The following is a 24883-nucleotide window of genomic DNA, read 5'->3' on the forward strand; positions in this document are numbered from 1 at the left end:
AAAAAAACCTGAGAACTTCCTTCTTTCAACCTGTTGACGGCCGAAAGGTCCCGCCCTAGCGTGAGGGGCGTCACATTCGCATTGGGCGGCTATATAGCGCCCAGGGTTGTCAGAGAGGACGACTCATGCGTCAACCAACTCCTCGCGGCATCGCCCGCGGGATCTCGGTCCTCGCGGCCGGGTGTCTGGCCTTCAGCGGCGTCTCCGTCGCACAGGCCGCCACCACGAATCCGGCTCCTTCCTCGCTCGAGAAGGCCGACGCCGCCCTGTCACAGCAGGCGGCCACCGAAGGCATGGTCCTTCTGGAGAACCACGACAACGCGCTGCCGATGGCCACGAGCGGCAACGTCGCGCTCTTCGGTGTCGGCGCCTATGTCACGGTCAAGGGCGGCACCGGGTCCGGTGCTGTCAACAACCGGTCGAATGTGACCGTCAGGCAGGGTCTGGAGGCGGCGGGTTACAACATCACCACCAGCCCCGCCTACTGGAACGCGATGACCTCGGCCTTCGACACCAAGTACCCGCCGAACCCCAATGGCGGAGTGCTGGGCGCGGCGCCCGACTACTCCTCGGTGGAGCAGCCGCTCACCGCCTCGAGCCGTAAGCCGACGGCGCCCACCGACACCGCGATCTTCGTGGTGGCTCGTAACTCCGGTGAGGGGGCCGACCGCTCCTCCGGCAAGGGCGACTACCTCCTCACCGACACCGAGCACGACGACATCGAGCTGCTCGGCCAGACCTACAAGCACGTCGTCGTGGTGCTCAACACCGGCGGCATCATGGACACGTCCTTCTTCAAGGACATCAACGCCTCGGAGGTCGACCCGGCCGGCGGCACCGCGCTGGACTCGCTGCTGCTGATGAGCCAGGCCGGCGAGCAGGGCGGTGCCGCGTTGGTGCAGGTCCTCGACGGTGAGGTCAGCCCGTCGGGCAAGCTCACCGACACCTGGGCCTCGAAGTACTCCTACTACCCAGCCTCGGGCACCTTCGCCAACAACGACGGCACCGGGAACGACGAGAGCTACAGCGAGGGCCAGTACATCGGCTACCGCTACTTCGACTCCTTCTACAAGAAGATCGGCGCCGACAACGGCGTCGACCCGGCGAGCGTGGTCAACTACCCGTTCGGCTACGGCCTGTCCTACACCGACTTCAACATCACCCCGCTGAGCGTGACCGCGAACATGGACAAGGTCACCGTCAAGGCGCGGGTGACCAACGTCGGCGACACCTACAGCGGCAAGGAGGTCGTCGAGACCTACGTCTCCACGCCGCAGACGGGGCTGGACAAGCCCTACCAGGAGCTCACCGGCTACGCGAAGACCGACAACCTCGCTCCGGGTGCCTCCCAGCAGGTGACGATCAGCTTCGCGCCCTCCTCGATGGCCTTCTTCAACCAGAGCCCGTCGCAGTGGCAGCTCGACCCGGGCGAGTACGTCGTCCGCGTCGGCGACTCCTCGCGCAACACGTCGGTGGCGGCTCGACTCGATCTCGGCGCCACCACCGCGACCGAGCTGGTCAACCCCGAGGTCACCAACGGTGCTGCCGCACCCGGACCTGCCACCGAGCTGACCAGCGACCCGGCGAACTTCTACAGCTACTCCGCCGAGGCCGCCCAGCTCGCCGCCGCCCCGAAGGTCACCCTCGACACCGCGGGCTACCAGCCCAAGGACGACCGGTCGGCGTACGAGCAGGACGTGCCTGTCCCGACCTCCCTCCCCTATGACGCCGTCGAGCACAACAAGGTCTCCAGCGTCACGACCTACCTCGACAAGAACCAGACCAACTGGGAGGGCACCGGCTCGCCGTACATCGCTAAGTCGGGCGAGAAGGTCGAGCAGGTGACCACCGACCCGACCAGCACGCTCTACGACGTCGCCTCGGGCAAGACCTCGATGCAGAACTTCGTCGCGGGCCTCAGCGTGACCCAGATGGCGAACATCGTCGAGGGCGCCTCGGTCGGTGGCACCACGCCGTCCGCGATCGGCGCGGCCGGTTACACCACGGCGAAGTACGAGAACCTCGGCATCCCGGGCATGGCACTCTCCGACGGTCCGGCCGGTCTGCGGCTGACCCAGCAGATCGCGACCACGCCGAAGACCTACCAGTACGAGACGGCCTGGCCGGTCGGCACCATGCTGGCCCAGACCTTCAACCGTGACCTGGTCAAGAAGGTCGCCGAGGCGGTCGGCAAGGAGATGATCGACGCCGGCGTCACGCTGTGGCTCGCGCCGGGCATGAACCTGCACCGCGACCCCCTCAACGGCCGCAACTTCGAGTACTACTCCGAGGACCCGCTCGTCGCCGGCCTGACCGCCGCGGCGACCGCACAGGGTGTGCAGTCCAACCCGGGCGTGGGCGTGACGATCAAGCACTACGCCTTCAACAACCAGGAGACCCGACGCAGCGGCGGCAACTCCGTCGTCAGCGAGGCCGCCGCCCGTGAGCTGGACTTGCGGGCCTTCCAGATCGCTGTCACCACCGGTCAGCCGATGGCCGTGATGACGTCGTACAACAGGATCAACGGCACCTACGCGGCCGAGAACTACGACACCGTCACCGACATGCTCCGTGGTGAGTGGGGCTTCAAGGGCCTGGTCATGTCCGACTGGGGCGGTAGCCACAGCGCGACCTCGACCCTGTACGCCGGCAACGACCTGATCGAGCCCGGCGGCTCGCCGCAGAACGTCATCAACGGGATCGAGAAGCAGGCGCCGACCATCGACGTCGCCGGTCTGCCGGCCTACACCAAGAACGTCTCGCCCACGCGGACGTCCTACACGTGGCAGTTCGGCGGCCTGACCCCGTCGGCCACCGGCACGGAGACGATCTCCACCACGATCGACGGCACCACCGACCTGACAAAGCAGCCCATCTCGGGCACGGCGACCACGGATGTGATCAACAACCAGACGTTCGTGGCCGACCCCAAGCTCGCGACGGTCAACGACGCCTACAACTACGCACAGGCCCTGCTCGCAGGCAGTGCGCTGAACGCCACCCAGAAGGCTGCGATCACGATCACCCCGCTGACCTACGCGACGCCGGGTGACATGACCAGTGCGGTGACGTCGTACACGGTGACGATCAAGGGCAACTACACCGCGACGAGCTACCCGATGCGCCTAGGCGACCTGCAGCGCAGCGTGGCGAACATCCTGAACGTCGTGATGCAGTCGGCTCCGTTCCAGCAGCTCGCCACCAACCAGGGCGTCAAGGGCGTCTCGGTGAAGAGCTACGAGGCACAGTTCGACCTGCCGACGGTGCTGACCGCATCGACCGGCTCGGTCGTCAACGCGCCGAGCAGCAACCCCCCGACCGTGTCTCTGTCCACCACCCCGGCCACCCCTGCCAGCGGCTGGTTCACCGGACCGGTCAAGGTCGCGGCCCAGGTCGGCGACAGCGACGCCGACACCGCCTACGTCGGCATCGACGGCGGCGCACTGACGCTGTACACGGGACCGGTCACCGTCTCCGGTGACGGTGTCCACCATGTCCGTGCGATGGTCAGCGACGGCAACGGTGGCTTCGGCGACAGCACCATCGACGTCAAGATCGACTCGGCGGCGCCGACGGTGAAGGCTGCCGGCACTGGCGGGAAGCTGACCCTCTCGGCCAGTGACGCCGTCTCGGGTGTGCGCACGGTGCAGTACTCCACCAACGGTGGCAGGACCTGGAGCACCTACACCGCTCCGGTCAAGGTGGCGGGGCTGTCCCAGGCCTTCTCCTACCGGGCCACCGACAAGGCGGGCAACACCAGCGCCACCGCCTCGATCACCGTCAAGGCCGCGCTCAGGGTGAGCAAGCCGGTGATCACCGGCAAGGCCAAGGTCGGCAAGTCGCTCAAGGCCACCGCGTCCGCGACCGCGGGTGCTCACCTGAGCTACCAGTGGCTGCGCAACGGTCACCCGATCAAGCACGCGACAGGTGCGAAGTACCACCTGGTCGGTGCCGACCGACACCACAAGGTCTCGGTCAAGGTGACCGCCAGCGCTGCAGGTAGCAGCGTGAGCGCCACCTCGAAGAAGGTCACCATCAAGTAGCAACCTCTCCTCCCATGAAGCGGGGGCCGGGTCCTGGCGAACACCAGGACCCGGCCCCCGCGCCGGATTCCGGCGGAAGACCCTGCTTGTGCCGGCTGCCCCGTGAGGGTTTGACCCCTGGGGGTCAGTGCCGCACGTTGTCAGGCAATGCATTGCCCCCCAACCTGCGGTTTTGACCCCTGGGGGTCAAAACCGCACGACGCGCTCGCGCTCCTAAGCCGAGCTCAGTTCACCTGCCGGCCGGCCGTGGGCCAGTACGGCGCCCGCAGCTTGAACTTCTGCAGCTTGCCCGTCGCCGTACGTGCGAGCTCGTCGCGGAACTCGACCGAGGTGGGCGCCTTGTAGCCGGCCGCGTGCTCCTTGCACCAGGCGATCAGCTCACCCTCGGTGATCGTCGCGTCGGGCGCGAGCACGACGAGCGCCTTGATGGTCTCGCCCCACTTCTCGCTCGGTACGCCGATGACGGCCACCTCGGCGACCGCAGGGTGGGAGAAGAGCACGTCCTCGACCTCGATGCTGGAGACGTTCTCCCCGCCGGTGATGATGACGTCCTTCTTGCGGTCGCTGATCGTCAGGTAGCCGTCGTCGGTGACGAAGCCGCCGTCGCCGGTGTGGAACCAGCCGTCGGCCAGCGCCTTGGCGCTCTCCTCGGGCTGCCCCCAGTAGCCCTCGAGGACCACGTTGGAGCGGGCCAGAACCTCGCCCTCCGGGTCGATCGCGACCGAGACACCGAGCGCCGGGACGCCTGCGCGGGTCAGCTTGGCCGCCCGGTCGTGCGGGTCGAGGTCGTCCCACTCGGCGCGGGTGCGGTTCACCGTGAGCAGCGGCGAGGTCTCGGTCAGCCCGTAGATCTGGATGAACTCCCAGCCGAGCTCCTCCTGCACCCGTACGACCGTCCTGGTCGGCGGAGGCGCTCCGGCCATGACGATCCGCACCCGGTCGCGGCCGGGGATCTCGCCCTCCCAGGTCTGGGCCGCATCGAGCACCGCGGCCGCCACCGCGGGGGCGGCACACATCACCGTGACGCCGTGGTCGCGCACCCGGCGCAGGATCTCGGCGCCGTCGACCTTGCGCAGGATGACGTGCTTGACGCCCAGTGCCGTGGCCGCGAAGGGCATCCCCCAGCCGTTGGCGTGGAACTGCGGCAGCGTGTGGAGATAGACGTCGCGGTCGGTCAGACCGACGTGCAGGGCCAAGGTGATCGCGTTGGTCCAGATGTTGCGGTGGGTGATCTGCACGCCCTTGGGTCGCGCGGTCGTGCCGGAGGTGTAGTTGATCGTGGCGGTGGCGTTCTCGTCGTGCTCCCACGCCACCGGCTCCGCGCCCGGTGCGGCGTAGAGATCCTCGTCGTTCCCCAGCACGAAGCGGTGCTCCGCGGTCACCTCGGCGAGTGCGTCGTCCAGCTCGGGGTCGATGTAGACGACCTTGGCACCGCTGTGCGCGACGATGTACTGCACCTCGTCGGGGCGCAGCCGGAAGTTGACCGGCACCAGCACCCGGCCATGGCCGGCGACGCCGAAGAACGAGGTCAGCAGCCGCGCGCTGTTGTGGCTGACCACCGCGACCCGCTCCCCGACGCCCACCCCGAGCTCGTCCAGCTTGGCCGCCTGGCGCCGGGCCAGGTCCCCCATCTCGCGGAAGGTCAACTCGCCGAGCGGGTTCGCCGGCTGGTCGGGCTCGTCGACGACGCCAGGGCGGTCGCCGTAGACCTGGACGGCGCGGTCGAGGAAGTCGTTGACGCTGAAGGGGACGAACACGAGCTGGCCTCCAGGGTGGGCGGGTCGCCGACGTCGGCAGTGCCCCTAAGTCTGCTGTCCCGACGCAGCCGCCGCCACTGGTCCGCAGGAGCGGACTACTGCAGCGCGGCGGTCAGCCGCATCACGTTGTCGACGTACTTCGCCCCCGGAGAGCGTCGCAGCCACTCGGCCAGCGTGAGCTCGCGCGAGATCGAGCGATAGTGGTCCTGCACGGCGCACAGGTGGGTCACCACCGCGGCGTCGGGCACCATCAGCGAGATCTCGTAGTTGAGCGCGAACGAGCGCATGTCCATGTTGCTCGACCCGATCACGGCCACGTCCGCGTCGATGGTGAAGTGCTTCGCGTGCAGGATGAGCGGCGCCGGGTAGCGGTAGATCCGGACGCCGGCCTCCAGCAGGGCTTTGTAGTACGACGCCTGCGCGCGCCCGACCATGAACTGATCGGAGATCTCGCTGACGAAGAGCTCGACGTCCACGCCGCGCTGCGCCGCCGTGGTGACGGCGTAGAGCAGTGACTCGTCCGGGACGAAGTAGGGCGAGGTCAGCGAGATCCGGTCGGTGGCGGTGTAGATCAGGGCGGTGAACATCCGCAGGTTGTTCTCCGCCACCAGGCCCGGACCGCTGGGCACCACCTGGCAGGCGGCGTCGCGGACCGCCTCGGAGCCTGGCACTGGTGCATCGGCCGGCGCGTCGCTCGGCGTCGGCAGGGTGTGGCGGTCGACCACGTCGGCGGTCTCGGCATACCAGTCCGAGGCGAAGACGGCGTTGAGCGAGGCCACCACCGGTCCCTCGAGCCGCACCATCAGCTCCACCCACTCCCGGCCGCGCTTGTGGTTCGCGCGCTTGTTGTAGCCCGGCTCGGTGAGGTTGAGCGATCCGGTGTACCCGACCCGTCCGTCGACCACCATCAGCTTGCGGTGGTTGCGCAGGTCCGGGCGGCGGATGCGGCCCTTCAGCACCCGCAGCGGCAGCATGGGGTGCCAGTCGATCCCGGATCCGTCCAGCCGCCGGAGCATCGCCTTGTAGCCGGCGATCCGGCGTGAGCCGAGGAAGTCGAAGAGCAGCCGTACGGCGACACCGCGGGCCGCGGCTCGCTCCATCGCCGCGAAGAGCGGCTCGGTCACCTCGTCCCACGCGGTGATGTAGAACTCGATGTGCACGTAGGAGACGGCGCTGTCGACCTCGTCGGCCATCTGCTCGATCACCTCGCGGTAGCCCGGCGCGAGCGAGACCTGGTTGCCGCCGACGAGGGGGAGTGCGCCGAGCCGCTGGTTGAGGTCGGCGATCCGGGCCAGCGACGCTGACAGCTCGTCGTCGGGGACCCGATCCTGGCGCTCGGCATACGCGCGGATGACGCCGATCGCCTCCTTCTGCCGCTCGACCCGCTTGCGCTCGAGTGCGGTGCGGCCGACGAGCAGGAAGATGGTGAAGCCGATGATCGGCTCGATCAGGATCAGCAGCAGCCAGGCCATGCCGGTCGACGGTTTGCGGTTTCCCGGGATCACGCCGAGCGCGACGATTCGCAGCACGACCTCCAGCGTGAGCAGCAGCCATTCCAGCACCGTCGTCACGCTGGGGACGTCCATAGCCGCACCCTAGGGGCGCGGTGCCCGCACGTCAGTCAGATTCGCGGCGCGCGCCGTCGGACGCAGCGACCACGAAGATCGCCGGCTCCTTGAAGTCGGCCTCAGCGAAGGCCGCCCGGACCGCGTCGGTGAGCATCTCCACCCGATCGGTGTCGACGAGCGCGATGGCGGAGCCGCCGAACCCGCCGCCGGTCATCCGGGCACCGATCGCCCCGGCGGACACGGCCGCCTCCACGGCGGTGTCCAGCTCGGGCACCGAGATCTCGAAGTCGTCGCGCATCGAGGCGTGCGAGGCCAGCAGCAGGTCGCCGATCGATCGCGGACCCTCGGACCGCAGCAGCGCCACCGTCTGCTGGACCCGCTCGTCCTCCGTCACGATGTGGCGCGCCCGCCGGTAGGTCACCTCGTCGAGCCGGTCGCGGCCCGCCTCCAGCGCCTCCGCCGTGACGTCGCGCAGCGCGGGTACGCCGAGGATTCGGGCAGCCTCCTCACAGGCGGCGCGGCGATCGCCGTACCCGCCCTCGGCGTGGGCGTGCTTCACCCGGGTGTCGATGACGACCAGGCTCAGGCCGGCCTCCGTCGCCAGGAACGGGATCGGCTCGCGCGAGGAGTCGCGACAGTCGATGAAGAGCGCGTGGCCCGCGCGGGAGAACAGCGACGCGGACTGGTCGAGGATGCCGGTGGGGGCACCGACGATGACGTTCTCGGCCTGGACGGTCGCGCGCAGCAACTCGTCGTCGCTCAGGTCGAGCGCCCACAGGTCGACCAGCGCGGTGGCCAGGGCGCACTCGATCGCGGCGGAGGACGACAGCCCGGCGCCCAGTGGTACGTCGGAGGTGAAGTACGCGTCGAAACCACCGACGGCGCTCAGGTCCGCCCCCTCGGCGCCCTGCAGGACACCCCACGCCGTACCGAGCGGGTAGGCCGACCACCCGTCCACCGACTCCGGCGTGATGTCGTCGAGCCCGTGCTCGATCACCGTCTCACCCGAGGCCGAGGAGGACGTCGAGACCAGCCGCACGACCCGATCCTCGGTCCTGCCGACGGCCACCCAGGTGCGCTGGTCGATCGCGACGGGCAGCACGAACCCCTCGTTGTAGTCGGTGTGCTCGCCGATGAGATTGACCCGGCCGGGCGCGGACCAGACACCGTCCGGCTCCCGGCCGAAGCGCTCACGGAAGCCCGCGAGGGCCTCCTCGCCGAGGGTGGTCGCGGTCGGTGCTGGGCTCTCCACGACCCCGAGCCTAGGCCCGGGACGGCGCACGTCCCTTTACTCGGGTACGCCGCAGCCGGATCCTGGAGGGTGCGGCGGGGGCCCCTACCGTGCAGCGACTCCGCGACCTGGGGCTCCTGGTCGCGCTCGACGACTTCGGCAGCGGCCAGTCCTCCTTCAGCCAGTTCGTCACGTTGCCGTGACGGGACTGCGCCGGCTCACCTGCGTGACCGGGCAGGGGTACGTGTTCTCCCGGCCACTGACGGCCGCGGAGTTCGTCGACTGGCTGCGCGCGCCATTGCTGGTCGGCTGAGCGGGACGACGGCCGGGGCGGCCCGGACGATCCCGGCTCCACCGTTCGACGGCGAAGCCGGGCTCGTCCAGAGCCGCCCCGGATCCAGGTCAGCTGCGGGTCAGTACTCGCAGGACGTGGCGTGCTCGACGCTCGTGCAGGTGTCGCTGTTCTTGCCGCCGTTGGCCTTGTCCGTGCCGGCGCCGCCGAAGATCAGGTCGTCACCCTGGTTGCCGTGCAGGTTGTCGTTGCCCTTGCGACCGCGCAGGGTGTCATTGCCCTCCTGGCCGAGGAGGGTGTCGTTGCCCGAGCCGCCCTTGAGCAGGTCGTCGCCGGGGGTGCCGACGATCTTGTCGACGGAGGTGTAGCCGACGTGGCCCAGCGCCCAGTTGGCCGCGCCGGCGGCGTTCGACGTGCGCAGCCCGGCCTTGTCGCCGAGCCAGGAGAAGTCGATGGCGTTGGTCCCCTTGCCACCGGTGATGTTGCCCTTCCAGTGCATCGCCGCGGCGGTGCTCCAGGTGGTGGCGTCCGTCTTCAGCGTGCCGATCTTGAAGACGTCGTCGCCGGTGTTTCCGCTGAGGGTGTAGCCGGTGACGGCCGGGGCGCTGTCGGCGCTGGCGCCGGAGAGCTGGTTGTTGGGGTCGGCGGCGATGGTGTCGTCACCCTTTCCCCCGGACACCCTGCCGCCGTAGCCGACAGTGATGGTGTCGTCGCCGGAGTTGCCGCCGATGTAGTTGGGGTCGACGGCGTGGAACCAGTCGTCGCCGCCGTTGCCGTGGATGTCGTCGGCGCCGGCGCCGCCGTCGAACCAGTTCGCCGCGTCGTCACCCGTGAAGGTGTCCACGCCGTCGGTGCCGAAGATGCGCGCCTGGTCGAGGCCGCTGAGCGTGTCGGTGCCCGTCCGGGCGCCCGTCACGGTGCCGGCGGCGAGGTTCACCGTGATGCCGGTGCTACCCGCGGCGTAGCCGTCGGTGCTGTAGACGACGTCGTTGTTGATCGTGCCGGTGAGCCTGTCGTTCCCGGCGCCGCCGATGAGTCGGTCGCGGCTGCCGGTGCTGATCAGGGTGTCGTTGCCGTCGCCGCCGTTGAGGGTGGTGTTGCTGGCGGTGCCGGCGGGGTCGTTGGAGCCGCAGATCTGGTCATCTCCGGCGCCGCCGTTGATGGTCAGGCCGTGGAACCCGTTGGCGGCGATGATGTCGTTGCCGCTGGTGCCGGTGATGGTCTGGTTGTCCGCGGTCGCCCACATCGTCGGTGCGACCCCGTTGCAGAGCAGCCCGGCAGGCGGGGTGTCGGCGGGCACCGCGCCGCCGTCGGCGTACGCAGCGCCCAGCGCGGGGAGCACGAGGAACCCGGCGGCGATGGCCGGGACGGTGATGCGGCGGAAGAGGTGATGCATGAGTCTGTATCCCTTCGGCAGGGCCATGGGGAGGATGGCTGTTGCTTCGAATGCGTGGGTACCCCGACCGTCACATGGGAATCTGTCCAGAACCTGTGTGACTGCCGTGCCGGGAGTGACGGGAGTGACGTCGGGACGACACCGGCATGAGACGGCCGCGGCGCTACACGTAGCGTGCGGCGACGTGCGCGGCCCGCACTCCGTACCCGCCGCCGAAGAGGCAGGCGTGCACCAGCAAGGGGAACAGCTGGTGGAGGCCGATCCGCTCCTCCCAGCCATCGGCGAGAGGGTGTGCCTCGCCGTACGCCTCCTGCAGGCGCTCGAGGTGGGGGAGCCCGAAGAGGGCGAGCATGGCGAGATCCATCTCGCGATGGCCGCCATAGGCGGCGGGGTCGATCGCCCACGCACGGCCGTCGTGCGACCAGAGCACGTTGCCGGTCCACAGGTCGCCGTGCAGTCGGGCAGGCGGCTCTTCGGGCACGATCGTCGCCACCCGTGCCAGGGCGCGCTCGACGGTGGCGACGTGTCGATCGTCGACGCTGCCGCGGTCGTGTGCGAGCTTGAGGTAGGGCAGGACCCGGCGGGTGGCGAAGAACTCCGCCCAGGTGGCCGCCGGCCCGTTGGGCAGCGGCAGCCGGGCGATGAAGCCGTCCTCGTCCAGGCCGAAGGAGTCGGCGCCGGCTCGGTGGGTCCTCGCCAGCGCGTGGCCGAGCTCGGCGGCGGTGTCGCCGGTCGGGCGACCGGGCTCGATCCAGCGCAGGATCAGGCAGTCGGTCTCCACCGCCAGCACCTCCGGCACACGTACGCCCTCGGCCTCGCCCAGCCAGGCCAGGCCGCGTGCCTCGCTGGGGAAGAAGGTGTCGGGGCAGTGCGGCAGCGTCTTCATCAGCGCCTGGGTGCCGTCCGCGAGCCGCAGCTTGGTCGCGGTGGCGACGTCGCCGCCCGCCACCGGCGCGGTGCTCACCACCGCCCGGCCGAGCAGCTGCTCGGCGCGGCGGGCGATGGAGGGCAGCCGGGTCACTGCGACCGAACCGCCTGGGTGCCGGGCGTCGGGTCGAGTGTCGTGATCAGGTCTGCGACGAGCGCGTCGGCCGTCCGTTCCACCATCGCCAACACCTCCGTGAACCCGTCGTCGCCGCCGAAGTAGGGGTCAGGTACGTCGCCCGCCCCGTCCGGATCGAACTCCCGGAACACCATGGTGCGCTCGTCGGGGCCGCCGAGGTCGGCGAGGTTCTGCGCGTCCATCGCGAGCACCAGGTCGAACCGGTCCTGCCAGGCAGGTACCCACTGCTGGGCACGATGCCGGCTCGGGTCGTAGCCACCCGCACGCAGGGCGGCCGCCGCGCGCGGGTCCATCGGGTCCCCGACGTGCCAGCCACCGGTGCCGGCGCTGTGAACCTCGATCTCGGTCAGGCCGGCCTCGTCGAGCCGTGAGCGGAGCACCACCTCGGCGATCGGGCTGCGGCAGATGTTGCCGAGGCAGACCGCGGCGACGGCGTACGTGCCCTCGACGCGTGCGGCCGGGATCATCGGCGCTCGTCCGTCAGGAATCCGCGCGCGAAGAAGCCCGCGATCGCGAAGATGAGACCACCCCACACCGCCGGCCAGAAGCCGTCGACGTGGAAGCCGACGCGGGTCGGTCCCAGCAGCCAGGCGGTCAGGCCGAGCATCGCGGCGTTGACCACCAACAGGAACAGGCCCAGCGTCAGGATGATGAGGGGGAGGCTCAGGATGGTGAGCACCGGCTTGATCAGCTTGGAGACCGCGCCCAGGATCACCGCGACCACCAGCAGCGGCGGGATCTTGTGCCTGATCTCGTCCCAGCCCTGCGTCGGACCGTCCAGGTAGATCCCGGGGATCAGCCACAGCACCACCGCGAGCGCCACCGCGTTGACTGCGAGCCACGACACGAACCTCACGAGGCCGATCGTGACATGCCGGGCCAAGCCGAGACGAGTACGCCGGGGGCTACAGGGTCGGCCCGGCGGAGCCGGGGGCCGGCGCGACGGCCGCCGCGAGCGCTGACTCGAGATGCTCCAGGAGGTTCAGCGGGTCGTCGTAGACCGCCACCGCACCGGCATCGAGCAGCTCCTGCTCGCTGATCCCGCCGCTGCGCAGCCCGATGGTGCGAAGGCCGGCCCGGGTGGCCGCCTCGACGTCCCACGTGGCATCGCCGATCATCACCGCTCGAGATCCGCCGACCTGCTCCAGTGCCTTCTCCAGCAGCTCGGGATGCGGCTTGGACTCGCTGGCGTCCTCGGCGGTGGTCCAGGCGTCGGTGCGACCGCCGGCGCCGAGTGCGCGCAGCGCGTGTTCGGCGTGCTCCGGGATGCTCGAGCTGGCCAGCACGACCTTCAGCCCCAGGCCCTGCAGGCGGTCCAGCAGGGCGCGGGCGCCGGGGAGGAGGCGGGTCTCCTCGATCAGGTCGTCGTACTCCCGCTTCCAGCGCTCCCGGAGCTCGTCGCCGAGCCGCGCCTCCGTCTCGTCATCGACCGCCGCGGCCACGATCCTGTCGCCGCCCATGCCGATCAGCCGGTGCAGGCGGTGAACGGGGATCGGCTCACCGACGGCGGCGAACGCGCGCGACCAGGCGAGCGCGTGGTGGTAGGTGGAGTCGAGCAGGGTGCCGTCGATGTCGAGCAGGGCGACGTCGAGAACCAGATCAGGAGCCCCGTCGGGAGCCACGTCGGAGGAGGTCACGCCGTCCGTTACCCGGAGGGGCTGGCGGGTAACGGGTGCACATGGACGCGCAGTTGGTTGAATTTCGAACTATGCTGGTCTCATGACCGCCGAGCACACGCCGACCTACGTCGCCCAGGGCGAGGAGTTCACCCGCGACGTCCGCTACATCTCCGACCGGATCACGCGGGACGCGCGGGTGCCGGAGCACGGTCCGACCGACGGCGAGACCTGGCCGGTCGAGCCGGGCCGTTACCGGCTGATCGCCGCCAAGGCGTGCCCGTGGGCGACCCGCACGATCATCGTGCGGCAGCTGCTCGGCCTCGAGGACGTGATCAGCCTCGGGACCCCTGGCCCGACCCACGACGCCCGCTCCTGGACCTTCGACCTCGACCCCGACGGGCTCGACCCGGTGCTCGGCATCCACTTCCTGCGCGACGCCTACGACAAGCGCTTCCCCGACTACCCGCGCGGCATCACCGTGCCCGCCGTCGTCGAGGTCGAGAGCGGCAAGGTCGTCACCAACGACTTCCCCTGGATCACGCACGACTTCTTCTTCGAGTGGCGCGAGCACCACCGCGAGGGTGCGCCCGACCTTTGGCCCGCGCACCAGCGTGAGGAGATGGAGGCGGTGATGAAGCGGATCTACACCGAGGTCAACAACGGCGTCTACCGCTGTGGCTTCGCCGGCTCGCAGGAGTCGTACGACGCGGCCTACGACCGGCTGTGGACCGCCATGGACTGGCTCGAGGGGCGACTGGGGGAGTCCCGCTACCTGATGGGCGATGCGATCACGGAGGCCGACGTACGGCTGTTCACCACGCTTGCCCGCTTCGACCCCGTCTATCACGGACACTTCAAGTGCAACCGGCAGAAGCTCACCGAGCTGCCGAACCTGTGGGGCTACGCCCGCGATCTCTACCAGCAGCCCGCCTTCGGCGAGAACACCGACTTCGACCAGATCAAGGCGCACTACTACGTGGTGCACAGCGACATCAATCCGTCGCAGGTCGTGCCGAAGGGCCCGGACCTGGCCGGCTGGCTGACGCCGCACGGCCGCGGCTGAACTGGCGTCAGGATTTTTGCAGAAACATGCAAGGCAACAATTTGTAACTGCGGCGGCTATCATCCCCGCCGCAGTTCGAGCGTCTCCCTGAGGTAGGGCCATCCGGTCCTACGGCTCGTAATAAGCGACCCGCCTCGAGGAGCGGTTCTTGGAGGTTCTGCATCCTCGCGACGGGTCCCGATCCCGCAGGGGGACCGATGAGATTGTTGCACCCAGGACGGACAGTTCCGTCCGACTCGTCTCGGCTCGGCGCGTCGCGCCGAGCACACGCCGTGGCACTCGCGGCGGTGCTCGGCCTGGCCGTAGCGGGGCTCGCCCGCCCCGCGCTGGCCGACGATGGAGCGCATGGCTATCCCGGGAAGGTGTCCGACCCCGGCTTCACCGGCTGGGCGCTCTCCGACGGCCGCCAACTCGGCATCGCCGAGCTGGCTGACGGGACCGAGGGCATCTGCTTCGACGCGGGCGCCTCGTCGTGGCCGTCGGGCACCACGACGCCGATCACGAAGACCAACGCGAAGGTCGGCGCCGCGATCAGCCACTTCATGGCTGCCGCTCGCGCGGACGCGACCGAGGCGGCCGCACTGTGGGTCGTGGTCGGCAAGGACCTGGGGATGAACTCCAACCCGTCCTACATGGCCGGGTCGATCAACGAGTTCCACGACGAGTTTCCCGGCGCCGCCGCAGAGATGGAGTCCGACCGTCGGGCGATCCTCGACTGGGTCGCGGCGAACGCGCCCGACAACGACGGCTATGCGATCCCGGACGGCTTCTCGATCCAGCTCGATACGGGTTCGACGACCGGCGGCAGTGTCGATCATCCTGGCGTGCGGTCAGCGGCCGGCAACTGGGTCGACGGCGCCGCCATCACCCTGACACTGATCGGCGATGCCCGATGGTCGCCTGCGTCCGACCAGCCTTCGACGGTGACGATCTCGGCCGACGGCAAGACGATGACCTTCGATCCGACCAGGTCGGAGAACTCTGCGCTCGCCTCCGACGGCGGCGTGAAGAAGTACGGGTGGGTCTCGGCCGACGGCGCCTCGATCACCACCGCCAACCCGGTCAAGGTGAAGGAGTCGATCACCGGGCTCGCCAACAGCCAGTACAAGCTGCAGCCCAGTCTGCACGGAGCGCAGCGGGTCGGGTTCAACGCCGGTCAGGTGTCCTTGAAGAACACCGCGTACGTCTACGCCGCGGCGGCCGATCAGCTCGTCCCGCTCGGCGTCGACAAGTTCACCGACAGCTCCGACCCGGGCGACCTGGCCGGCATGGTCGGAGCGACGGTCACGGTGCACCAGAGCAGCCCCACCGGTGCGGTTCCCGCCGGCGCGGCCCACACCTTCAGTGCAGCCGACGTCGTCGGTGCGGGGAGCTCCGCGCACGCGCACTGGGACTTCCCGGCGATCTTCGACCCCGACTACGACTGGTGGGTGGTGCTCTCGACCGAGCCGAGTGGCTTCACCCCGGAGGCCGGGACCAGGGCGAAGCTCGCGCACGCGGCCAGTGGCGACGACGGTGACCAGACCCAACCCCTGGTCTCCTCGTTCACCGACTACAAGCTCTGGACCCCGGCGCTGGCCACCCAGGTCAACGCCCAGGAAGCCACGCCGGGAGCGACCTTGGTCGACCACGTCGAGGTCGTCGGCACCGGTGGTCACCAGATCACCGGTGCCTGGCAGCTCCTGGGCCCGACCGCGCCCACCAGGACCGGGTCCTGCGACCACCTCGACTGGAGCGGGGCGAAGGTCGCCGGCTCCGGCGTCTTCACCGTCGCCGGCGACGGGACCTACGACGTCGGATCGACGAAGGCCCCCGCATCCGGCTGCTACACCTACATCGAGAAGAGCGAGGCCGACGACTATGTCGCCGGCACCGGGTGGACCGCGCCCGGCACCTCCACCGAGACCAGCTCGGTGCTCTCCGCACCCGTCCTGCACACCGAGGCCCAGCGCCGGCTCGTCACGGTCGGTGGTCAGCTGGTCGACCTCGTCACCGTCAGCGGTACGCAGGGCGTCGCAGTGCCGGGACAGTGGCGGGTGCTGGGCCCGATCCAGGCGAGCAGGAACGGCTCCTGTGCGGGGCTGGACTGGTCCAAGGCTCCCTTGTATGCCAACGGATCCTTCACGGCCGTGACCGGCGACGGCACCTATCGGGTCGACGCCGGCAGGGCGAAGGAGGCCGGTTGCTACGTCTTCGAGGAGCGGGCGGTGAAGACCCACGCGACCAGCGGCACCGGCTGGACCCTCCCGGTCGCCGAGGAGACGGTGACGGTGAAGCCGAAGAAGGCGCAGGTCCCACATCACCCCCAGATCGACACGGGGTTCGACGGCATCGCGAGCCCGGCGCGTACGTTCGGGCAGTTCGTCAGGGTGCCCGGAGCCCGGTTCAGGTCGGCCCTGGTCGGTGAGTCGTTCCGAGGCTCCACGTTGTCGGCTCCGAGCAACGTACGAGAGGGCGGCATCTGGAGCGGCGGCGCCGCCCTGGACGCGGTCGTCGGTACGACGCTGGTCTACGGTCACGTCTCCGACGCCGAGGATGAGCCGGGCGCGTTCGCCCATCTCAACCACGTCCGTCGGGGCCAGGTCGTCACGACCTACGCCGGCGGGCACCGGCAGCGCTGGCGGATCGTCTCGGTCACCTCGGTGGACCGGCGCCGGCTGCCCCGGTCGATCTTCCAGCAGGCCATGCGGCGCCAGCTGGAGCTGGTCACCTGCACCGGCGAGATCCACGACGCGTCCTCGGGCCGCTTCCACTACACCAGGAACCGGATCGTGACGGCAGTCCCGGTGCGCCGAAGCGCATGACCGACCCAGGAGCCGACCCGCGTCAACGGGCCGACTGAGCACTCTCGCCTCGCCCGGATCTCGGGCCCGGGCGAGGCGAGAGCTCAAGGGCGACCACGCCCAGTCGTGCCGCGTGCTGTCCAGCCCGGGAGTCACGCCTTGAGCAGCTGACCGACGTCATGGTCGCGCCGGTGCAGCGTCTCCCGTGTGTGGAGATACTCAAGGGACTGTCGGTGCTGGCGCGAACGGTGGCCACAGCAGGCGCACTGTGGGTTGCCGAAAGGCTTCAAGACTGACGCGACCGTGACGGTGAGGCGCGCCGTGTGCGCACGTGCGGGCGGGCGCCCACTCGCGAGTAACTTCGCGGCGCGCTACTTTGACAGCATCGGGTGACCTGGTTCACAGGCGCGCCACCCCTGTGTCGAGTGGGCCGGAGATCCCTCGGCAACGGTCGCGTGGTGATCCCGTGCAGGCCGCAGGACGAAGGAGCGCACATGAGTGAGTTCGTGCAGCTGCTCACCCCGGAGGGTGAGCGCAGAGAGCATCCGGACTACGACTACCGAGGCGGCCCCGACCAGATCCGGTCCCTCTACCGCGACATGGCGCTGGTCCGTCGCTTCGATGCAGAGGCGACAGCACTGCAGCGGCACGGCGAGCTGGGCCTGTGGGCTCCGCTTGTCGGGCAGGAGGCCGCGCAGGTGGGCGCCGGCCGGGCCTTGCGGGCGCAGGATCACGTCTTCCCGACCTACCGCGAGCACGGCGTCGCGTGGTGCCGTGGTGTCGATCCGCTGCAGGTGCTCAGCCTCTTCCGCGGCATCGACTACGGCTCGTGGGACCCGGTGGAGAAGGGCTTCAACCTCTACACCCTCGTGATCGGCGCTCAGGCCCTGCACGCGGTCGGCTATGCCATGGGCGTGCAGCGCGACGGCGCCGTCGGCACCGGCGATCCGGACCGTGACACCGCCGTGGTCGCCCACTTCGGCGACGGTGCCACCTCGCAGGGCGACGTCAACGAGGCCTTCGTCTTCGCCGCCTCCTATCAGGCGCCGGTGGTCTTCTTCTGCCAGAACAACCAGTGGGCCATCTCCGAGCCGCTCGAGCGGCAGTCGCGGATCCCGCTCTACCGTCGTGCCGAGGGGTTCGGCTTCCCCGGCGTCCAGGTCGACGGCAACGACATCCTCGCGACGTACGCCGTCACCCAGGCCGCGCTGCAACGCGCACGCGAGGGCGGTGGCCCGACCCTCATCGAGGCCTACACCTACCGGATGGGCGCGCACACCACCACCGACGACCCGACCCGCTACCGGCTCTCGGACGAGGTAGAGCACTGGAAGCTCAAGGACCCGCTCGCCCGGGTGGAGGCCTACCTGCGTCGCAACGGCTTCGCCTCGGATGACTTCTTCGCCGAGCTGGGCGCCGATGCCGACGCGCTGGGCGAGCGGCTGCGGGCCGGCGTACGCCAGCTCGCGGAGCCGACGCCGCACCAGCTCTTCGACCGGGTCTACGCCGAGATCAGCGACGAGCTCGCCGCGCAGCGGGACGCCTACGACGCCTATCTGGCCACGTTCGAGGGGGCCGCGTCGTGATCACCCTGGCCAAGGCCCTCAACGCCGGGCTGCGCAAGGCGATGGAGAACGACCCGAAGGTGGTGCTCCTCGGCGAGGACATCGGCCGGCTCGGCGGCGTCTTCCGGATCACCGACGGTCTGCAGAAGGACTTCGGCGAGGACCGGGTCGTCGACACCCCGCTGGCCGAGTCCGGCATCGTCGGCTCCGCCGTCGGCCTGGCCCTGCGCGGCTACCGCCCGGTGGTGGAGATCCAGTTCGACGGATTCGTCTACCCGGCCTACGACCAGATCGTGAACCAGGTCGCCAAGATGCACTTCCGCACCAGCGGCAAGATCGCGATGCCGATGGTCATCCGGATCCCGTTCGCGGGCGGGATCGGTGCCGTGGAGCACCACAGCGAATCGCCGGAGGCGCAGTTCGCGCACACGCCGGGCCTCAAGGTGGTCGCCTGCTCCAACCCGATCGACGCCTACTGGATGATCCAGCAGGCCATCGCGTCCCCGGACCCGATCGTCTTCCTGGAGCCCAAGCGGCTCTACCACTCCGACAAGGCCGAGCTCGACCTCGCCGTGCCTCCCGTCCCGCTGTTCTCCTCCCGGGTCGTGCGCCGCGGTGAGGACGTGACGGTGCTGGCCTACGGGCCGACGGTGAAGACCGCGCTCAACGCCGCCGCCGTCGCCGAGAAGGAGGGCACGTCGCTCGAGGTCATCGACCTGCGCACGCTCTCCCCGTTGGACCTCGCCCCGGTGTTCGCCTCCGTACGCCGCACCGGTCGCGCCGTGGTCGTGCACGAGGCCCACACCAATCTGGGGATGGGCGCGGAGGTCGCCGCCCGGATCACCGAGGAGTGCTTCCACTCCCTGGAGGCGCCGGTGCTGCGCGTCGGCGGCTTCGACACCCCCTACCCGCCCGCCAGGGCCGAGGAGCACTTCCTCCCCGACCTCGACCGCCTCCTCGACGCCGTGGATCGGAGCCTCACGTGGTGACTGGGCAGAGTGTGAACGAGTTCCTCCTCCCCGACGTCGGCGAGGGCCTCACCGAGGCCGAGCTGGTCACCTGGCACGTCGGGGTCGGCGACGAGATCAAGATCAACGACATCATCTGCGAGATCGAGACGGCCAAGTCGGTCGTCGAGCTGCCCTCGCCCTACGCCGGAGTGGTGCAGGCGCTGCTGGTGCCGGAGGGCGAGACCATCGAGGTCGGTACGCCGATCATCCGCGTCGGCGACTCGGTCGAAATGGCCGCCGAGTCGACTGCTGTGGACGGCGTCGAGACGGCGGCCCAGGTGGATCCGGCCGTGCCCGCCGAGCCGCTCGCCGAGCCGGCGGAGGCCAAGGATGCCGACCCCGCCGAGGTCGAGCAGCCGCTGACCCTGGTCGGGTCGGGCCCGAAGGAGGCAGCGGTGGTGCGGCGGCCGCGGGTGCTGGCCAAGCCGCCGGCACGGGCCCTCGCACGCGAGCTGGGCGTGGACCTGGCCGACGTCGTACCTGCGCGTGAGGACGGCGTCGTCACCACCGCGGACCTGCAGAGCGGTGATCGACACGCGTCCGGGGACGGCCGCCATGTCGCGTCGCAGGGCCGGGACGCGGTCGGCGGCGAGCGGGAGTACCGCGAGCCGATCAAGGGTGTGCGCAAGCAGATGGGCCAGGCGATGGTCCGCTCGGCCTTCACGGCTCCGCACGTCACCGAGTGGGTCACCGTCGACGTCACCCGCACGATGGAGCTCCTGGCCCGGCTCAAGCAGCGACCCGAGCTGCGCGACGTACGGGTCGGGCCGCTGCTGGTGCTCGCTCGGGCCTGCATCCTGGCCGCTCGGCGGACGCCGATCATCAACTCCGTGTGGGACGAGGAGGCCCAGGAGGTGGTGTTCAAGCGCTACGTGAACCTGGGCATCGCCGCGGCCACCCCGCGGGGTCTCGTGGTGCCCAACGTCAAGGACGCCGACGCGCTCAGCCTGCCCGATCTCGCGGCCGCGCTGGACCAGCTGGTCGCGACCGCCAGGGACGGGAAGACGCCGCCGCCCGACCTGGCCGGTGGCACGTTCACCATCACCAACGTGGGCTCGTTCGGCATCGACTCCGGTACGCCGATCATCAACCCCGGCGAGTCGGCCATCCTGTGCTTCGGCGCGATCAAGCGCAAGCCGTGGATCGTGGCGGACCAAGTCGTGCCGCGCGACGTCTGCACGCTGAGCCTGAGCTTCGACCACCGGCACATCGACGGCGCGGCCGGCTCGCAGTACCTCGCCGACGTGGCCAGCATCCTCGAGGACCCGGCGACGGCACTGCTGTTCTGAGTCGCGTTGTGAGTGTCAGCGCGGCACTGGAGCCACGCTGACACTCACAACTCAGAAGTCGTAGCGCGCCGCGCGCGTTTCCGGCGTACCCGGCCCGGTGGCCAGCAGCCCGCTGAGCTCCTCCTGCAGCGCCAGTCCGACGCGTCGGCAGAAGGCCTCCGGCTCCTCGGCCGCATCCGGCAGCTCCGGCACGAGCCGGTCGACGACGCCGAGCGTGGCCAGGTCGGCTGCGAGCACGCGCTGCTTCGCGGCGAGCTCGGGAGCGTGGTCCGCGTCGCCGTACACGATGGCGGAGGCGCCCTCTGGCGGCAGCGGGGAGAGCCACGCGTGCTGCGCGGCGATCACCCGGTCGGCCGGCAGCAGCGCCAGTGCGCCACCGCCGTTGCCCTCGCCGAGCATGAGGCACAGCGTCGGTGCCCTGACCGTGACCAGTGCGGCCAGGCAGCGGGCGATCTCGCCGGCCAGACCCCGGTTCTCGGCCTCGGGGGAGAGCGCGGCGCCGCGGGTGTCGATCACGGTGAGGACGGGCAGGCCGAGGTCGGCAGCCAGCCGCAGGCCACGCTGGGCCTCGCGCAACCCCTCGGGTCCGAACGGCTGGTGCGCCTGCTCCCGTCGATCCTGGGCCAGGATCAGGCACGGAGCGTCTCCGAACCGGGCGAGCGCCGTCATCACCCCGGGGTCGCGCTCGCCCTGCCCGGTCCCGTTGAGGGGTACGACGTCGGCCGCGGCCAGCTTCAGCAGCGCACGGACGCCGGGGCGGTCGGGGCGCCGGGAGCGCGTGATGGCGTCCCAGGTCGCCTGCGTCCCGTACGAAACGGTGGTGGGTTCCGGCGTGTCGGCCACCGTTTCGTACGGGGCGTGGTTCGGCGCAGGCCGGACGGTGAGGATCGTCAGCACGCGGTCGAGCAGCGCGGCGATCTCCTCGGGCGGCACGACGCCGTCGACGATGCCGTGCGCATAGAGGTTCTCGGCCTGCTGCACGCCGGCAGGGAACGGCGCGCCCTGCAGCACCTCGTAGACCTTCGGCCCGAGGAACCCGAGCAGCGCGCCGGGCTCGGCCACGGTGACGTGCCCGAGCGACCCCCACGAGGCCATCACCCCGCCGGTGGTCGGATGGCGCAGGTAGACGAGGTAGGGCAGTCCGGCGGCCTTGTGCGCGGCGACCGCCTCGCCGATCCGGACCATCTGGACGAACGCCGGCGTGCCCTCCTGCATCCGGGTGCCGCCTGAGGCCGGTGCGGCCAGCAGGGGCAGCCTCTCAGCGGTCGCCCGCTTGATCGCCGTGATCAGCCGTTCGGCCGTCGCCCGGCCGATCGAGCCTGCCAGGAACCGGAACTCGCTGGCCATCACCGCCACCCGCCGCCCGCGCATCAGCCCCGCGCCGGTGAGCACCGCCTCGTCCACCCCCGATCGCTCCCGCGCGGCGGTCAGGTCGGCGCGGTAGTCCTCGCCGATCGCGCCGTACTCGGGCGGGGTGTCCCACGACTCCCACGACCCCTCGTCGAGGACGAGGCTGATCAGCTCGGTGGCGTTCTGTCGGTTCCCCATGGGGGCCAGAGTAGGAAAACCGGTGGAGGTGCTGGGTAGCGTTCTGACCTATGAGCGCCACCTTGCAGGTCCGTGAACTAGCGGCCGGGTACGGCGCGAGAGCCCTCTTCGATGCCCTCGACCTCGTCGTCGCACCCGGGGACGTCGTGGGACTGGTCGGGCCCAACGGGGCGGGCAAGTCGACGCTGCTGCGCACGCTGGCCGGCGAGCTGGCGCCCGAGGAGGGCTCGATCGCGCTGACGCCGCCGACGGCCGTGATCGGCTACCTGCCGCAGGAGACCGAGCGCCGTCCCGGCGAGACGGTGCGCGGCTTCCTGGCGCGGCGTACGGGCGTGGCGGCTGCCCAGGAGCGCTACGACGCGGCGACCGCCGCCTACGAAGCCGACCCGGACGGGCCCGTGCAGGACGAGTTCGCCGAGGCCCTCGACCGCTGGCTCGCCCTCGGCGGGGCCGACCTGGACGAGCGCGCCGAGCAGGTGAGCGCCGATCTCGGCCTGACCGTCGGCCTGGACGCCCCCATGACCAGCCTCTCCGGCGGGCAGGCGGCCCGCGCCAACCTGGCCTCGTTGCTGCTGAGCAGGTACGACGTCTTCTTGCTCGACGAGCCCACCAACGACCTCGACCTGGACGGTCTGGACCGCTTGGAGCGCTTCGTGACAGGTCTGCGGGCCGGCGTGGTGGTGGTCAGCCACGACCGCGAGTTCCTCGCGCGCACCGTCACCCGCGTGCTGGAGCTCGACCTGCACCAGCATCAGGTCAACCTCTACGGCGGCGGCTACGAGGCCTACCTGCGTGAGCGGGAGATCGCCCGCGAGCACGCTCGCGACGCCTACGAGGAGTACGCCGACAAGGTCGGTGGCCTCAAGGACCGGATGGTGACCCAGCGCAACTGGGCCACCCAGGGGGTGCGCAACGCGCGCCGCAAGCAGGCCACCGAACGGGACAAGTTCGTGAAGAACTTCGCCGCGGACTCCGCGGAGAAGCAGGCCGCCAAGGTGCGCCAGTCCGAGAAGGCGATCGAGCGGTTGCAACGCGATGCTGTCGAGGAGCCACGCAAGGAGTGGGAGCTTCGGATGGAGATCGCCGCGGCGCCGCGCTCGGGTGCCGTCACGGCGGCGCTCAAGGGCGCGGTCGTGCGTCGCGGTGGCTTCACCCTCGGTCCCGCCGACCTGGAGATCGGCTGGGCCGAGAAGGTGGCCATCACCGGTCCCAACGGCTCCGGCAAGACCACCCTGCTCGGCGCCCTGCTCGGCCGGATCCCGCTGGACGCCGGCGAGAGCTATCTCGGCCCCGGCGTCGTGGTCGGCGAGGTCGACCAGGCGCGCGGGCTGTTCGAGGGCGAGGATGCGCTGATGGAGACGTTCTCCGTCCACGTCCCCGACCTGGTGCCGGAGGAGGTCCGCACGCTGCTGGCGAAGTACGGCCTCAAGGCCGACCACGTCACCCGGCCGGCCGGCAGCCTCAGCCCCGGCGAGCGCACCCGTGCCGCACTGGCGCTGTTGCAGGCGCGCGGCGTCAACCTGCTGGTCCTGGACGAACCCACCAACCACCTCGACCTGCCCGCGATCGAGCAGCTGGAGACGGCGCTGGACTCCTATCCCGGCACGCTGCTGCTGGTGACGCACGATCGCCGGATGCTCTCCGCCGTACGAACCACGCGGCAGCTGCGGGTGCAGGACGGACGGGTCACCGAGCTGTGAGGCGCGGGTATCGGTTCTGACCCCTGGGGGTCAAAACCGACGCGCGCGCCTCAGGAGAATGCCTTGATCACCATCGCGGCGACGGCCCGCTGCTCGGCCTCGTAGGGATGGAAGGCGAACGCCTCCCCGTTGGTCTGCGGCCCGTTGATCCACGGCTCGGAGGAGCAGATGTCGTGGCCCTGGCTCGCGTCCAGGACGTCGACGAAGCGTGCGCCGGCCTGTGACGCGGCCAGCGCCATCCGCTGCGAGATGTCGATGAAGACCTGGTGCAGGAAGGCCCTGTCCGTCTCGTCGAGCGGTAGTGCGGCACAGCTCCCCGAGGCGGGGATCAGCTGCGGGTAGCCCACCAGCACGACCCTCGCCTGGGGTGCCTTGGCACGCACCGCCTCCAGCGCCCCGGTGACGTCCTTGCCGATGGTCTCGATCGCCGAGTCGGCGTCCGCGCCGTACGTCGCCTTGCAGCCGCCGTTGGTCATGCAGGTGACCAGTCCGTTGAACAGTCCGACGTCGTTGCCGCCGATGCCGACGGTGACGTAGCGGGTCGCGGCGCTCACTGCATCCAGCTGCGGCGGCACGTGCAGATCGAGTGCCGCGGCGGTGTGCTGTGATCCGGACAGCGAGTCGGTGGTAGCGCCCGAGCAGGTCACATCGCTCAGCGTCAGCCCCGGCACGGCTGCGGCGATCAGGTGGGGATAGTTGGTGGTCGAGCGCACGCAGCCGGCCGCGAAGTCGATCGTCGGCACGCCGGGCGCTGCCGAGTAGGAGTCGCCCAGTGCCGCATAGGCGCCAGACATCTCCTGCCCGGACGCCGTGGCGGACGTGGAGGGCGTGGAGGGCGCGGACGCTCCGGAGGGCGCCGGCGCCTTCGCGTCCTGGTCCGGCGCCGAGTCGCCGCAGCCGGCCAGCACGAGGGCGGCCCCGGCAGCCAGTACGACGAGGGCGGGCGTGCGACGCAT

At 70.2% G+C, this 24883-nt stretch carries 18 protein-coding genes; 8 read left to right on the top strand and 10 right to left on the bottom strand.

What is annotated here, in order from left to right; all coding sequences use genetic code 11:
- Positions 1-125: 125 nt before the first annotated feature.
- Positions 126-4043 carry a glycoside hydrolase family 3 N-terminal domain-containing protein gene (locus H036_RS22200; protein ID WP_017934303.1) on the top strand — a complete coding sequence of 1306 codons (3918 nt, stop codon included), beginning with the start codon at positions 126-128 and terminating at the stop codon, positions 4041-4043.
- 224 nt (positions 4044-4267) lie between these two features.
- Here H036_RS22200 and H036_RS0108205 read toward each other — a convergent pair whose 3' ends face one another.
- The 3 genes from H036_RS0108205 to galK all read right to left on the bottom strand — a co-directional run bounded on the left by H036_RS0108205 (position 4268) and on the right by galK (position 8620).
- Complete coding sequence (locus tag H036_RS0108205; protein WP_017934304.1) at positions 4268-5800, bottom strand: AMP-binding protein; 1533 nt, start codon at positions 5798-5800, stop codon at positions 4268-4270.
- A 95-nt stretch (positions 5801-5895) separates the two neighbouring features.
- Complete coding sequence (gene cls, locus H036_RS0108210; RefSeq protein WP_017934305.1) at positions 5896-7386, bottom strand: cardiolipin synthase; 1491 nt, start codon at positions 7384-7386, stop codon at positions 5896-5898.
- A gap of 31 nt (positions 7387-7417) precedes the next feature.
- On the bottom strand, positions 7418-8620 hold the full coding sequence (gene galK, locus H036_RS0108215; RefSeq protein ID WP_017934306.1) for a galactokinase: 1203 nt from the start codon (positions 8618-8620) through the stop codon (positions 7418-7420).
- An 89-nt stretch (positions 8621-8709) separates the two neighbouring features.
- On the opposite strand from galK, the gene H036_RS25320 reads away from it, so the two are divergent.
- Positions 8710-8802: an EAL domain-containing protein gene (locus H036_RS25320; RefSeq protein WP_017934307.1), complete on the top strand. Its 93-nt coding sequence runs from the start codon at positions 8710-8712 to the stop codon at positions 8800-8802.
- A gap of 210 nt (positions 8803-9012) precedes the next feature.
- Here H036_RS25320 and H036_RS22205 read toward each other — a convergent pair whose 3' ends face one another.
- The 5 genes from H036_RS22205 to H036_RS0108250 all read right to left on the bottom strand — a co-directional run bounded on the left by H036_RS22205 (position 9013) and on the right by H036_RS0108250 (position 12987).
- Complete coding sequence (locus H036_RS22205; protein WP_036487805.1) at positions 9013-10287, bottom strand: calcium-binding protein; 1275 nt, start codon at positions 10285-10287, stop codon at positions 9013-9015.
- 163 nt (positions 10288-10450) lie between these two features.
- Positions 10451-11308, bottom strand: a complete 858-nt coding sequence (locus H036_RS0108235) for a fructosamine kinase family protein (protein ID WP_017934310.1) — start codon at positions 11306-11308, stop codon at positions 10451-10453.
- A complete protein-coding gene (locus H036_RS0108240; RefSeq protein WP_017934311.1) occupies positions 11305-11817 on the bottom strand; it encodes a low molecular weight protein-tyrosine-phosphatase in 513 nt (170 codons plus the stop codon). Before H036_RS0108240 ends, H036_RS0108235 begins: the two co-directional genes overlap by 4 nt.
- On the bottom strand, positions 11814-12206 hold the full coding sequence (locus tag H036_RS0108245) for a phage holin family protein (protein ID WP_017934312.1): 393 nt from the start codon (positions 12204-12206) through the stop codon (positions 11814-11816). Before H036_RS0108245 ends, H036_RS0108240 begins: the two co-directional genes overlap by 4 nt.
- A gap of 49 nt (positions 12207-12255) precedes the next feature.
- Positions 12256-12987 carry an HAD family hydrolase gene (locus H036_RS0108250; protein WP_017934313.1) on the bottom strand — a complete coding sequence of 244 codons (732 nt, stop codon included), beginning with the start codon at positions 12985-12987 and terminating at the stop codon, positions 12256-12258.
- Positions 12988-13069: 82 nt separating this feature from the next.
- On the opposite strand from H036_RS0108250, the gene H036_RS0108255 reads away from it, so the two are divergent.
- The 5 genes from H036_RS0108255 to H036_RS0108275 all read left to right on the top strand — a co-directional run bounded on the left by H036_RS0108255 (position 13070) and on the right by H036_RS0108275 (position 20679).
- Complete coding sequence (locus tag H036_RS0108255) at positions 13070-14032, top strand: glutathione S-transferase C-terminal domain-containing protein (protein ID WP_017934314.1); 963 nt, start codon at positions 13070-13072, stop codon at positions 14030-14032.
- Positions 14033-14304: 272 nt separating this feature from the next.
- A complete protein-coding gene (locus tag H036_RS26065) occupies positions 14305-16836 on the top strand; it encodes a class F sortase (RefSeq protein WP_026145888.1) in 2532 nt (843 codons plus the stop codon).
- 473 nt (positions 16837-17309) lie between these two features.
- Entirely contained in the window at positions 17310-18401 is a 1092-nt protein-coding gene (gene pdhA / locus H036_RS0108265; RefSeq protein WP_017934315.1) for a pyruvate dehydrogenase (acetyl-transferring) E1 component subunit alpha, read from the top strand.
- Positions 18398-19369, top strand: a complete 972-nt coding sequence (locus tag H036_RS0108270) for an alpha-ketoacid dehydrogenase subunit beta (protein ID WP_017934316.1) — start codon at positions 18398-18400, stop codon at positions 19367-19369. Before pdhA ends, H036_RS0108270 begins: the two co-directional genes overlap by 4 nt.
- Positions 19366-20679, top strand: a complete 1314-nt coding sequence (locus H036_RS0108275) for a dihydrolipoamide acetyltransferase family protein (protein WP_232421834.1) — start codon at positions 19366-19368, stop codon at positions 20677-20679. The genes H036_RS0108270 and H036_RS0108275 overlap by 4 nt, the downstream gene beginning before the upstream one ends.
- 51 nt (positions 20680-20730) lie before the next feature.
- Here H036_RS0108275 and H036_RS0108280 read toward each other — a convergent pair whose 3' ends face one another.
- The gene (locus H036_RS0108280; protein WP_017934318.1) at positions 20731-22227 is read right to left on the bottom strand and encodes a carboxyl transferase domain-containing protein; all 1497 of its coding nucleotides are present in this window, start codon (positions 22225-22227) and stop codon (positions 20731-20733) included.
- Between the two features lie 50 nt (positions 22228-22277).
- Between H036_RS0108280 and H036_RS0108285 the strand changes: the two genes are divergently transcribed.
- On the top strand, positions 22278-23927 hold the full coding sequence (locus H036_RS0108285; RefSeq protein WP_017934319.1) for an ABC-F family ATP-binding cassette domain-containing protein: 1650 nt from the start codon (positions 22278-22280) through the stop codon (positions 23925-23927).
- Positions 23928-23977: 50 nt separating this feature from the next.
- Here H036_RS0108285 and H036_RS22215 read toward each other — a convergent pair whose 3' ends face one another.
- On the bottom strand, positions 23978-24883 hold the full coding sequence (locus H036_RS22215; RefSeq protein ID WP_017934320.1) for an SGNH/GDSL hydrolase family protein: 906 nt from the start codon (positions 24881-24883) through the stop codon (positions 23978-23980).

This window comes from Nocardioides sp. Iso805N, from assembly GCF_000364605.1.
GTDB lineage: Bacteria > Actinomycetota > Actinomycetes > Propionibacteriales > Nocardioidaceae > Nocardioides.

What these genes read in the sequence shown, in the direction of transcription:
- H036_RS0108240 (WP_017934311.1), bottom strand. Translation starts at nt 11,817, where the DNA reads ATGATCCCGGCCGCACGCGTCGAGGGCACGTACGCCGTCGCCGCGGTC.
- pdhA (WP_017934315.1), top strand. Translation starts at nt 17,310, where the DNA reads ATGAGTGAGTTCGTGCAGCTGCTCACCCCGGAGGGTGAGCGCAGAGAG.
- H036_RS22215 (WP_017934320.1), bottom strand. Translation starts at nt 24,883, where the DNA reads ATGCGTCGCACGCCCGCCCTCGTCGTACTGGCTGCCGGGGCCGCCCTC.
- H036_RS22200 (WP_017934303.1), top strand. Translation starts at nt 126, where the DNA reads ATGCGTCAACCAACTCCTCGCGGCATCGCCCGCGGGATCTCGGTCCTC.
- H036_RS0108255 (WP_017934314.1), top strand. Translation starts at nt 13,070, where the DNA reads ATGACCGCCGAGCACACGCCGACCTACGTCGCCCAGGGCGAGGAGTTC.
- H036_RS0108285 (WP_017934319.1), top strand. Translation starts at nt 22,278, where the DNA reads ATGAGCGCCACCTTGCAGGTCCGTGAACTAGCGGCCGGGTACGGCGCG.
- cls (WP_017934305.1), bottom strand. Translation starts at nt 7,386, where the DNA reads ATGGACGTCCCCAGCGTGACGACGGTGCTGGAATGGCTGCTGCTCACG.
- H036_RS0108280 (WP_017934318.1), bottom strand. Translation starts at nt 22,227, where the DNA reads ATGGGGAACCGACAGAACGCCACCGAGCTGATCAGCCTCGTCCTCGAC.
- H036_RS22205 (WP_036487805.1), bottom strand. Translation starts at nt 10,287, where the DNA reads ATGCATCACCTCTTCCGCCGCATCACCGTCCCGGCCATCGCCGCCGGG.